This is a genomic window from Ruminococcus sp., assembly GCF_017650195.1.
GTDB lineage: Bacteria > Bacillota > Clostridia > Oscillospirales > Ruminococcaceae > Ruminococcus.
Genome location: NZ_JAGCFH010000100.1, coordinates 1 through 11,895, shown reverse-complemented (window position 1 = coordinate 11,895; position 11,895 = coordinate 1). Strand labels below are relative to the sequence as shown.

7 protein-coding genes are annotated in these 11,895 nt (G+C 41.2%); 3 read left to right on the top strand and 4 right to left on the bottom strand.

Going from position 1 to position 11,895, the window contains the following annotated elements:
- Positions 1–121 precede the first annotated feature (121 nt).
- From J6U00_RS04255 to J6U00_RS04245, 3 genes are all read right to left on the bottom strand, one after another.
- Entirely contained in the window at positions 122–1,522 is a 1,401-nt protein-coding gene (locus J6U00_RS04255) for a family 43 glycosylhydrolase (protein WP_296579344.1), read from the bottom strand.
- Positions 1,523–1,540: 18 nt separating this feature from the next.
- Positions 1,541–3,049 (bottom strand): carboxylesterase family protein, encoded by a 1,509-nt coding sequence (locus J6U00_RS04250; protein WP_296579341.1) that lies wholly within the window; start codon positions 3,047–3,049, stop codon positions 1,541–1,543.
- Between the two features lie 203 nt (positions 3,050–3,252).
- On the bottom strand, positions 3,253–4,734 hold the full coding sequence (locus J6U00_RS04245; protein ID WP_296579339.1) for an alpha-N-arabinofuranosidase: 1,482 nt from the start codon (positions 4,732–4,734) through the stop codon (positions 3,253–3,255).
- 471 nt (positions 4,735–5,205) lie between these two features.
- On the opposite strand from J6U00_RS04245, the gene J6U00_RS04240 reads away from it, so the two are divergent.
- The 3 genes from J6U00_RS04240 (at position 5,206) to J6U00_RS04230 (ending at position 8,406) form a co-directional block, all read left to right on the top strand.
- Positions 5,206–6,531 carry an extracellular solute-binding protein gene (locus tag J6U00_RS04240; protein ID WP_296579337.1) on the top strand — a complete coding sequence of 442 codons (1,326 nt, stop codon included), beginning with the start codon at positions 5,206–5,208 and terminating at the stop codon, positions 6,529–6,531.
- Between the two features lie 100 nt (positions 6,532–6,631).
- A complete protein-coding gene (locus tag J6U00_RS04235; RefSeq protein ID WP_296579334.1) occupies positions 6,632–7,519 on the top strand; it encodes a sugar ABC transporter permease in 888 nt (295 codons plus the stop codon).
- Between the two features lie 14 nt (positions 7,520–7,533).
- On the top strand, positions 7,534–8,406 hold the full coding sequence (locus J6U00_RS04230; RefSeq protein WP_296579332.1) for a carbohydrate ABC transporter permease: 873 nt from the start codon (positions 7,534–7,536) through the stop codon (positions 8,404–8,406).
- A 194-nt stretch (positions 8,407–8,600) separates the two neighbouring features.
- Here J6U00_RS04230 and J6U00_RS04225 read toward each other — a convergent pair whose 3' ends face one another.
- Positions 8,601–11,417: a glycoside hydrolase family 11 protein gene (locus J6U00_RS04225; RefSeq protein WP_296579330.1), complete on the bottom strand. Its 2,817-nt coding sequence runs from the start codon at positions 11,415–11,417 to the stop codon at positions 8,601–8,603.
- Between the last annotated feature and the right edge of the window lie 478 nt (positions 11,418–11,895).

Below are 11,895 nucleotides of genomic sequence, written 5' to 3'. Positions count from 1 at the left end.
TTACTTGAAGAGGTAACCGTGTTGTTTTTGAGGGCTGTTTTTTTACAGCCCCATAATATTACTAAGCGTACGATATGTGGGACATTAGTGTTTATATTCCTTTAGAAATTAGCTTTGCTGATTATTCTAAGGTGAATGAGCCGAGGGAAGGATTGCCGGTTCCTTTGAATGTGAACCATATAGCGTTCACACCGTCGGGGATACTGATATCAGCAGTGAATTTCTTCCATACGTTACTGTTTTCGATTTCAATCTCTCCGAGTTCTACGCCGTCCCATGCTGTCTTAACGGCAAAAGTACCGCCTCCGTAGCCGCGGGTAGTAATGCTGACCTTATTTATGCTTTTGCATTCAAAGTACTTGAATCCTATATTGGTACCCTCTTTGATATTTGAGATATATCCTATCTCTTCATCTCCGTCTTTACCGTCCTGAACTATACGTGGGGCATTGAGATCTCCGATATAAAGCTCGGGTTTCTTGCCGAAGATATTGCAGGCAATATAAGAAGGATATTCGCCCTTGCCTTCAAGAGGAGTACCGTTGAGACCACAGGAAGTTATCTCAGCTTGATTGAAGCTACCGTCGGCATTGAGAGTGAGCTTTTCAGCACAGCCTTGTCTTGAGAACCATGTGCCGTTGGTATGTCTGTGATAGAAAATATACCATTTACCGCCAAGTTCGATTATGCTGCCGTGGTTATTTGCGCCGCGGTTTGTGGGCATATCTGCCGGCTTGTAGGTATTAATATGCAGATCGGTGTTGCTGACTAGCACACCGCCGTAACTGAATCCTTTGAGTGGATCATCGCTGACAGCGTAGCAAAGCTCATGCATTACCTCAGAGGAGTAAATAAAATAGTATTTACCGTTTACTTTCCTTATTGAAGAAGCCTCGAAGAAAGCGTGCCCTTCGAACTGGGTGCCTGCGCTGTAACAGATCCCGGGTACTATTACCTGAGGCTCGGTGATAACAGTCAGCATATCCTTATCAAGTGTAACCACCTTTGAGCCTGTTCTTGATTTGTCGCCCTCGGGACAGAATCCACTGTACATATATGTTTTATCACCTTCGGTTATAACTCCTGGGTCGAACTGCGGCTCGTCTCCATCTCTCTCTCCAAGACGAGTGCCGTCCTGATAGTGAACATAGCCATAGAATTCATACTGGCCTGCGGGTTCATCACATACCGCAACGGACATAACGCCAACCTTGTCAAGTACATAGTAGAGGTAATATCTTCCGTCTGGACCTACAGTAACGTCGGGAGCGTAAAGGCACATATAGCCGTCCTTGTTCATGGGGTCAGCGTTTCTTGGGTAGATAATGCCCTCATAGCGCCAGTTACCTAGATCGTTTATAGGGGCTGACCAGCATACGTAGTCACCCATGCAGAATACATAACCGTTCCAGAAGTCGTGAGAACCATAGACGTATACACGATCACCGAATACATAAGGCTCACCGTCGGGGATATACTCCCAGCTTGGGAGATAGGGATTGAACGCCTGCTTTTTGCTCATAAAATTATCCTCCTATCTTTATTTCAATTCATCGAGCAGGAACATGAGAAAGCTGTTATTCTCGGTCGATGCCTGTGCTCCGTTACTGGTGAAAAGCATCTCATTTCGATCGGCGTGGGTATATGGCTTCCATTCAGGGAGCATGTTGCCATTGATGTCAAAGCCATTAGGGTCTCCATTCTTGATGAAGTTAGCCCAGTAATCGCACATCTGTCTTGCAAGATCATAATGTCTGCCAGCAAAGGGTCTGCTGCATTTTGCAAGTGTCTCAAAGAAGAACCATAAATCAACAGAGTGGAAGGTTCCTGGAGAATCATTACCGGGTATATCAGGAATGAAACGGTAGTAGTAGCAGTCTTTTGGGTCCTTCTGCCTGCTTTCACCGAGGAAGGCGTTCTTTACTCCAAGCTCGGGGGAGGAAACAGGCGAATAGCCTAAATTAGTTTTGACTTTGGCTTCCGGAAATGCAAGGAATTCGTCAGCTTTGCTGCCGAAGTACTTCTTTGCTTTTTTTACCAGCTCGTCATCGTCTGCCGCATGAATATATTCTATGAATTCATCTCCGGTATTGCCGCCCATAACTGGTACACGGAGACGTGAGCCGTTTCTGAAAGATTCCATGGGGTCATCTGTGCAGAAATGCCCGTCCTGTACTATCGTAAAGAACATCTCGCCGTTATTGCGAAGCTCGGAATACTTGTTTCGAATGTAATTGGCATCAAGTTTTCTTGCTTCTTCTAGAGTTTTAACACCCAAGTAATCAAAGAGCCTTTCGCCTTTTTTGCCTGCCTGTTCAAGGCTTTGAGGCAAGAAGAATTCATTGACCTCATAAGGCGAGCCGAACATTCCACTCATGACCACAGCCCTTTTGAAATCACCTGCGTTTTCTTTGCAAGCCATTTGGGCCATTACACTTCCTCCGCCTGCGGACTGTCCTGCAATGGTTATATTATCGGGATCACCTCCGAAGTTAGCAATATTGCGGCGGACCCATTTAAGACCTGCCTGCTGATCGAGGCTGCCGAAATTGCAGGGTGCATTGGGTTGCTCTATCGTTAGCTGAGGATGGCAGAGAAAACCCAGCGCACCTAAGCGGTAATTCACTGTTACTACGACGATATCTCTTCTTGCGAGACGTTCTCCGTCAAATTCCATTTCAGATGTATAGCCCCATTGAAAACCACCACCGAAAAACCATACAAGCACGGGCTTACGTTCATATGCGGATTTCGCGTTTGTCCATACATTAAGGTAGAGGCAGTCCTCACTCATTGGTATCTCGGGATCTACGTGCCATTCGCGGCAGTATATATCGTCACCGACACCGGGGGTATCCTGAACGGATATGGGGGCGAATTCAAAGCAGTCGCGTACTCCCTTCCAGTTTTCGGCAGGTTGAGGAGCACGCCAGCGGTTCACGCCAATAGGCGGAGCGGCAAAAGGTATGCCCTTGAATGTGGTTACTCTAGGGTCTGCTGCTGGCAGACCGCGTACTTGTCCATTTTCAGTATTTGCTATCCTTAACATTTTGTCAGCTCCTTTATCAATAAATGGGTCATATTATAATGCATATTATTGAATAGAATGATGTATGTATGTTATTTATTCATTAAAATTCACTGGACAGCTTCCGGTATAGAAATCATTTCACATCAAAAAACACCTTCGTGCATTTCATCATTACAGCACGGAGGTGTTTTGTTACACAATGACTTTTTCAACAAGTACTGTCAATTATTCTGTGATTTTGAAAAGATAAACATATTCCATGAATGAGGTGAAAGCATCATATCAGTTCCAGCATCGCAGGGGACAACAGCATTTGGATTAGCTGCTGTGTTGCACTGATTTAGGTCGTTTCCTGTGAGAACAGTATGGGATTGCAGGCAATAACCGTCAAAGCCAGACAATTCTAAATTATATGTTCCGTCCAGTGAACGATTCACTGCAAATAATGTGATAGTGTCATTATTATCGTCATAAACTGCGATACTTTCGATATATGGTACATCAGTCTTTGATGATGTCTGATAAGTATCACAATCGCACTTTGTATTCAGAGCTATTCCGCGTCCATGCTCAGAGCAGTGCAGAAAAGGATAAAAAATAGTCTGTGCCCATACTTTTCCACCTGTTTCTGTCATTATCGGAGCAATTACATTGACCAGCTGTGCAAGACAGGCAATCTTAACTCTGTCGCAGTTTCTCAGAAGAGTTATTAGCAGTCCGCCAACAACAAGCGCGTCCTCGACATTGTATACGTCCTCAAGAAGCGGCGGTGCAATCTGCCAGTGCTCGATTTTCTTATCCTGTTCGTTGCTATGGAACCAGACGTTCCATTCATCAAATGAAAGCATGATATCTTTTTCGGAGCCTTTTTCTGCTTTTATCTCATCACAGATACGGACGGTCTCTTTGATGAACTTATCCATTTCTGCAGATGACGCCAGAAATTCCAATGTGTTCTGGTCGCGATTACCATAATAGCTATGCAGGGAGATATAATCTACATGGTCATAGCACTCACGTAATACGGTGCGTTCCCATTCACCGAAGGTTGGCATTAACGGACCTGAGCTTCCACATGCAACAAGTTCTATCGTCGGATCAGTCAGTTTCATCAGCTTTGCAGTTTCACAGGCAAGACGTGCATATTCCAGCGGCTTTTTGTAACCAATCTGCCAGTCTCCGTCCATTTCATTTCCAAGACACCATACCTTGATATTGAACGGTTCTTCAAATCCGTTCTGTTTACGTAGGTCTGCATAGTATGTATCTGTTCGAAGATTGCAGTACTCCACAAGATTCCGGGCATCATCTGCACCTCTTGTTCCAAGATTTACTGTCATCATGACTTCAGAGCCTGCGCGTTTTGCCCATTCCTGAAATTCGTCTATACCAATTTCGTTTGTCTCAATGCTGTTCCATGCAAGTTCAAGCTTTCGAGGTCGCTTTGTGCGGTCGCCTATACCGTCTTCCCAGTTGTATCCTGAAACAAAATTGCCGCCTGGATAGCGGACGATTGGCACATGAAGCTGCTTGACCAGCTCCATAACATCCTGACGGAAGCCCATGTCATCTGCGGTTTCGTGACCCGGTTCATAGATGCCGCCATATACTGCTCTGCCTAGATGTTCGATAAAAGAACCGAATAATCTCTGATCGACTCTGCCGATTGCATCATTCAAATCAATTGTGATTTTTGCCTTCATACCTAATCTCCTTTTAGGACTTATAATGTTATCATAGTATATATAGATTATTACAGCAATGCTTTTTCTACAAGTACTATCATTGCGCCTGATTGTTTGTAGTATACACCATTGAAATCCTTTTGTCAAGAGAAAATAACAAAAATGCTGACAGCTAATATGAATGAAGCTCGAACGTTGTATACTGTATGAAATGTAAAGCGATTTATACTTACCAAAATTTGTATTTATTTTTTTAACTTACCAAATTTTGCTATTGGCATACGGATATTCGTGGTTTTTAATCATTTTTTGCCCTTATTGCTCATATTTATTGACAACTTGTTAATTATATGGTAAGATTTACAAAGACACCGTAGTGGTGCAATATCAAATTCGGTTTAACCGTAAAACTTGCCGTACGGTATGACGGCATAATGATATGTCAATTAAGATAACTGCCGTGCGGAAAATAACCAGGAGGTAATGGTAATGAGAAAAAGAAGATTCTTCGCAACACTTATGTCAGCAGCAATGTTAGCAACAACACTTACAGGCTGCGGCGGAAATTCCAGTAATTCGGGCAGCTCCTCAAACAGCGGAGCTAGCAATTCTGCAAATAACAGCGGATCCGATAAGGTTCAGGAGATCACATGGATGTTCTGGGATGACCTTAACGCAACTTCGGACCCTGTGTCGATTGGCTACAGGGAGACTATCGAAAGATTTAACAAGGATTTTGAGGGTAAGTATCATGTAACACCTATTACCACAAATCTTGAAGAGTATTATAACAACCTCAATGCTCATGTTTCTGCAAAGGATACACCTGATGTATTTATAGTAAGCCCCGGACCTCAGCTCACAGACTATGTTGAGCCTGGCGTTGCAGCACCTCTTGATGAGTATCTCAACAAGGATGGCTGGAAGGATAGCTTCACAAGCGACGCTGTATTTACACAGCAGACTTATGATGGAAAGATATATGCTGTTCCGCTGAACACAGCAGCTGCTTGCTGCTTCTACAATACAGAGATGTTCGAGGATGCGGGTGCATCTATTCCTAAAAACTGGGATGAATTGCTCGATACCTGCAAGAAGCTTGAAGATGCAGGATATACTCCTATAACAATTTCCGCAGGTACTGCATGGTGTCTCTCAATGGTAGCAGGTTATCTTTGTGAAGCTGAGGGCGTTAACCTTCCTAAGCTCGCCGATGGTTCTGCTTCATGGGAAGACGGTAAGCTCGAGAATGTCTGCAACAAGCTTGTTACGTTATCAAAATATTTCCAGAGAACAGCAGCTGGTGATACCAACGACGTTGCTACAGCTAACTTCTACAACGGAGAAGCTGCTATCCTTATTCAGGGTTCATGGGTAATCGGTCAGATGAACGGCGCTAACCCTGACTTTGAATCAAAATGCGGTGTATTCCAGTTCCCTGGCGTTGAAAGAATCATCGCTAAGTCTGACTCTCTCTGCATGAGCTCAACAACAAAGTATCCTGAAGCTGCCGCAACTCTTATAAAATACTTCACTGATGATGAAGCTCAGAAGTACACTGCTGAAAAAGGCGGTAAGATTCCTGTAACAAAGGTTCAGTATGATCCGGCAGCAGCTCCAAAGCAGCTCTCTTATGTTATGGATATATTCGGCAATGCAAAGGGTACATTCGGATTCTACAATGAGTCAATGCCTACTACTGAGACCGGTGCTCACTTTGATGATACTATGGTTGCAGTATTCCTCGGCGATATGAAACCTGCAGATGCTGCAAAGGACATGGAAGAATTCTACAAAGCAAATTGCAGAAAGTAATTTCTGACTAAATCTGAAAAATCAATAGGGGCGTACCCTGCGCCCCTATATTGTTTTAACTATTTTACGATATTGATCTTCTGAAAGGAGTTGGTCCAGCATGGACAAAATGCTTCGGAACAAGAAAGCAATACTTGTTTTCATGCTTCCTGCATTCCTTTTGTTCACACTGGTGCTTTTTATACCGATCGTTCAGTCGGTGTATTATTCATTCTGTGATTATAAAGGCATAAGTGCCCCCGTTTTCATCGGACTTGACAACTATAAGGCACTACTTTCTGATAAAACGTTCGGCATTGCTCTCAAGAACTCATTGTTCTTTCTCATTTTCTCCTGTGTGTCACAGCTTATCGTAGGTCTTTTCCTCGCAGGCTTGCTGACAAACATTAAAAAAGGACGAAATGTATTCAAGAACATAATCTATCTTCCCTGTGTACTTTCTTCGGCAGCTCTCGGTCTGATGTGGCTTTTCATATTCATGCCGAAGCTTGGTATTAACCAGCTCCTTGAAAAATGGGGGGTAAAGGAACCTCCTCTCTGGCTTATGGATACAAAAGGCTTTATTATCCTTCCTATGTGGGTAATAGCTTTTGTATGTCTCTGGCAGTATGTTGGTCAGTCAATGATGCTTTACATGGCTCAGATTTCCGGTATAAACAAGTCCCTTATGGAAGCAAGTTATATCGACGGCTGTACTAAGCCCCAGACATTCAGGTACATAACGCTTCCCCTGATAAAACCAATGGTAGCTACAGCTATGTCCCTCAATGCGATAGGATCACTGAAATTCTTCGATCTTATATTCAACATGACAGAGGGCGGACCGAACCACAGGACAGAGGTTCTTGCAACTCACCTATATCAGCAGGGCTTCAAGTTCTCTAAATATGGCTATGCAAGCGCGATAGGCGTAGTACTTCTTGTTCTCTGTCTGGTAGTAACACTGTTTATTAATAAGGTCGTAAAGACCGAACAGTATGAGATGTAAGGAGGTATAGTCAAATGAGTTCTTCAAAATATGTAACAGATGAACCGGATTTTACTTCCAAGAAAAAGCTCTCACCGATACAAATTGTTATATATGTATTTCTTGTGTTGATATCCATAGCCTATATACTTCCTCTGCTGTGGTTGTTCAATGTATCGTTCAAGACAAATAAGGAGATATTTACTGCTCCTTTTGCGCTTCCGGAGCATATATCATTTGATAACTTCTCCTTTGCGTGGACAAAAGGACATCTTGGTACAGCTACATTTAATTCATTCATCGTGTGTGTTATCGCACTGATATTGAGTTTAATCATAGGTTCTATGGCAGCATTCGGCATTGTACGTATGCGCTGGAAGGGTGCAAAGCTTGCCATGACATATTTCCTTACAGGTATGATGATACCTGTACACTGCGTGCTCATACCACTTTTCACAAGATTTGCAGATTTTCACCTTTCAAATACGCTTACGGGAATTATAATTCCTTATGTAACTTTTTCACTTCCGATAACCATATTCATTATGACGGGATTCTTTAAGAGTATTCCGAATGAACTTATCGAATGTGCTTGTTTGGAGGGTGCGAATGTATTCCAGATATTTTCCAGAATATGTCTGCCGCTTGGTAAGACAGGTCTTTGTGTAACCGGACTTATGACTTTCATCGGAAACTGGAACGAGCTCCTTGTAGCAATGGTATTTATCTCTGATGAAACAAAGAAGACCCTACCGGTAGCACTGTCAAAGTTTGTAGGACCGCATGGTACTAATTATTCACAGATGTTTGCGGCTATTATAATCGCGATCATACCTACAATAGTTGTTTACTGCGCATTCTCCAATCAGATAGTTGACGGTCTGACTGCGGGCGCTGTAAAGGGCTGATATCTGTATCTGCTTAAACAGGTACGTAAACAAGAAGATTTAAGGCACTTCTGTCAGTTTTATGACAGAAGTGCCTTTTTTTATCACATATGTTATTGAATGGCTTTTCAAGAATATGCATTCAAACAAACTGGATTAGTTTTATAATCAGGTAAAGCGAAAATATTTTTGAATAAAATCGTTTCTTCTTAACTTTATTTTTCTGACAGCTTTTCAATTATCAAAAGAGTATCTAACATATCTGAATTAGTGGTCTTTTCTGTTCCATCTTTGTAGGTAATAACAGATTTATAATGGAAACCATCCCATACTTGCTGAGGAGTAGAGTTTCTTTCGTAGTCCTGAGCCATTATTTTGTTGTATTCTGATTCGGTAATTTCAGTTATAATGGGTTCTTGCTCTGTTGTGCGTTTTAAATCCTGGTAAGATACAATATATTTTTCGTTTTCTTTATATACTTTCCAGATCCTGTTAACTCCAGCATATCCGCCAGTCTCGTTAATGTTGACCGCAACAGGTAATTTTATTGAACGAATAATGGCTTTTTTCATCATGCAAAGATCAAATATGTCAAGCACGCTGTCATAATTGAGGTCAGCGGCTTTCCAGTTTTTAATAGAAATGTTACGTGACCCCAGCAGCCACTTCTGTAATGTTACAACGTCTGAGATACTGAATACCCCGTCATCATTGATATCTCCCTGCATAAAGTTTTCTGATGATGTTGAGACATCGCCCGGAGTATACTTTATAACAGAACCATCATTGTATGTTACGATGATATCGAATTTTTCGATAGAAACGGAACCGACAGAACGGTTTGCCTCAGCACAGATAGCAAGATCACTCAGAATATCCCATGCTCCGTTGTTATCAGTTGTTATGTATTTTGTAATATGCTTTGTAATATCTATTGATCCGCTGAATGAAGCGGAATTATCCCCGTTAACTGGAGGATCTTGTTCAAGGCTCCAGTATTGAGTATTGAGAGAGTCATCGTTACTGATAAATCCTGAAACACAGAATCCGTTCAATTCCTCATTTGAATTAACGTAAAGATTATAGATCTTATCGTTATCTTCAATGGAGTTATCAGATGAAATTGGTTTTATACGGCTTTTTAAGTTAGGGGTGTTTGTGAAATAAGCAATGTCAATATATAATTCATTTCGTGAAGAGTCTGATTTCGGGAGCTTTCCACGCAAATAAACGGATGTTTCATCGTATGTATTTCCGAATGTTTCGACAGAATCGACAGTCACGCTGTAATCTGCAACAATGCTTTTTATATCTGAGAGAGCAAGACCGCTGCCGTCAAAATGCTTTTCTGCCAAAGCTGTACAAGCTCCGAATTCTGAATTATTCCAGTTGAAGTCAAAAAGTCCATTTTTATTTGAGTTGATGGAAAAGTTGTTATCGCCATAGTATTCGGGAGAAAACTTGTAAGATCCGTTTGGAAAGTGGGTGATATCCAGTTTAAGAGAGTTTACGGAAAGAGAACCGCCGAAGCCCTCGGAGTTAAAAGTGTAAGAAGCTGTGTTTATTGTATCGTATGACAGACCATATTCCTTCAGAAATCTTAATACATCAGATATTTTTATGATATTATAGCAACTATAAGAGGAGTTGCAGAGTATATTTTCACCACAGAAAATCAGATTGAATTTATTATAGTAATAAAAATCATATTGATAATTCGTTATCCAGTAATCGGTGTGCTTTTCTTCTGTGTTTCCACTCTTTAATGTATATGAATAAACTTTCAATTCCTGCTTCCTTGTGTCGTACATAGTATCAGGAAGATCTAAAATGTTTCTGTTTGTAACAGAGACGGTCAGTTTTGGTTCTATACCTTTTTCGTTGTATAAAGCAGTTATTTTATCTTCACCGAAGTCAGTGCCGGTATCAACGAGACAGAGTTTCTGACAGTCATTAAGTTCCATTTCGAGGATTCCGCTGAAACTGTTATTGTCAGGATCATCGCTGCTTAGTTTAAATGAGTAGTCATTTTTGAAAAGTATAAGGTCATTTGTACCAATTTTTACAGGTTCAGATAAAAATGTCTTTGTTATCTTGTTTGTACCGTCCTGCCATCTATAGTCAAATTCTTTATCGTCCGTGTATGGATTCACTCGCATATTGACTTTAGACGGTCTGCTAGTCGAGTAGTATGTATATGTGCCACCATTTTTTTCAAAGGTACCGGATGTATTAGGAAAGTCATTCTGTGTCAGATAATCTGTTATCTCGCAGCTATTAAGTTTTACTGCACCGCTGCATCTGTAGGATTCAACATTTAAGGACAGCCTGTCGAGGTCTCCTATTTCCTGTCCGAGATTTTCAAGAGCGTATAAATGCGCACCAACGTCTATTCGACCAGAATAGCTGCTGTATTCATTATTGGGCGCCGAGTATAAAGAAGACTCTGTATTGCATTCCATCTCTCCATCTCTGCGAACGCTTAAGAATACGGGGTACGAAAGGGAACCGTCGATAGTGTGTTCATATCTTTTCTGACTGTAAAGATCATATGTATTTCCGTCAACATCAAAGCTGCCTAAAGAAGTACAATTCTCAATGTTTTCGTAGTCCGGCAAATTAGAACCATAGTCCATAAAGAAGAATTCTGCGGCAGGGTTTTTAAGATAACCATAAGCACATATATATGTGCAGGCTTCGTCAGCTTTTGCATTCTGTACAGGAGTAAAACTGATTGATAAGTCATAGTCTATTTTATAATTGTTTGAAATGGGCTTTTGATTAATCAGGCCCTTAGCGAAAAAGCAGTTTCCATACGCATTCCATTCTGCATCAAAACCGCCTTTTTTATCAATATCAAATGAGATTGTATTATTATTAGTATCTGACCAGTATTCATAATCGTAGCCTTCATAGGAAGTAATTTTAGTATTCTCGGCACCTACCTTGAGCGGCAATGTCGGTACAGCAGCTGAAAAGCATAATGTTGCAGTTGCTGCAGATATAATGCGCTTAAATACACTGAATGTCATAAATACACCTCCGAAATAATATGTCTGGATATAAATATCCATCATAACAATTTTAGCTCATTCTTTGTAACAATACAAGTCAAATATTGTTAAAATTCAACATTTAAATCTGATACTGCTTAGGATGAGCTTTTAATTAATGATTCAAGAACTGTTTGAAAAAGTATAATGCTATAGCTTTCCCACAATAATGATCTTGCCTAAAGTGTATCATAAAATATCTTGGTTGCAGCAAAAATAATTCTGTTTCCGACGATATTATGTTCAGGTTTATTCTTTTGAAAATAAAAACCACCCGTTGAGATGAACAGGTGGTTTTTTATTACATAGTATATTATTCGCTGAGTGCTGCAAGGATTAATTCAAATCTCTTGATAAGGAAGTCAACAACTGAAGTCTGACCGCCGCCGAACATACCGTTGCCCCAGTCCATGTCGCCCCAGTCCATGTCACCCCAGTCCATGTTGCTCCAGTCCAT

Coding starts and splice junctions, on each gene's coding strand:
- J6U00_RS04255 (WP_296579344.1), bottom strand. CDS start 1,522: ATGAGCAAAAAGCAGGCGTTCAATCCCTATCTCCCAAGCTGGGAGTAT.
- J6U00_RS04250 (WP_296579341.1), bottom strand. CDS start 3,049: ATGTTAAGGATAGCAAATACTGAAAATGGACAAGTACGCGGTCTGCCA.
- J6U00_RS04245 (WP_296579339.1), bottom strand. CDS start 4,734: ATGAAGGCAAAAATCACAATTGATTTGAATGATGCAATCGGCAGAGTC.
- J6U00_RS04240 (WP_296579337.1), top strand. CDS start 5,206: ATGAGAAAAAGAAGATTCTTCGCAACACTTATGTCAGCAGCAATGTTA.
- J6U00_RS04235 (WP_296579334.1), top strand. CDS start 6,632: ATGGACAAAATGCTTCGGAACAAGAAAGCAATACTTGTTTTCATGCTT.
- J6U00_RS04230 (WP_296579332.1), top strand. CDS start 7,534: ATGAGTTCTTCAAAATATGTAACAGATGAACCGGATTTTACTTCCAAG.
- J6U00_RS04225 (WP_296579330.1), bottom strand. CDS start 11,417: ATGACATTCAGTGTATTTAAGCGCATTATATCTGCAGCAACTGCAACA.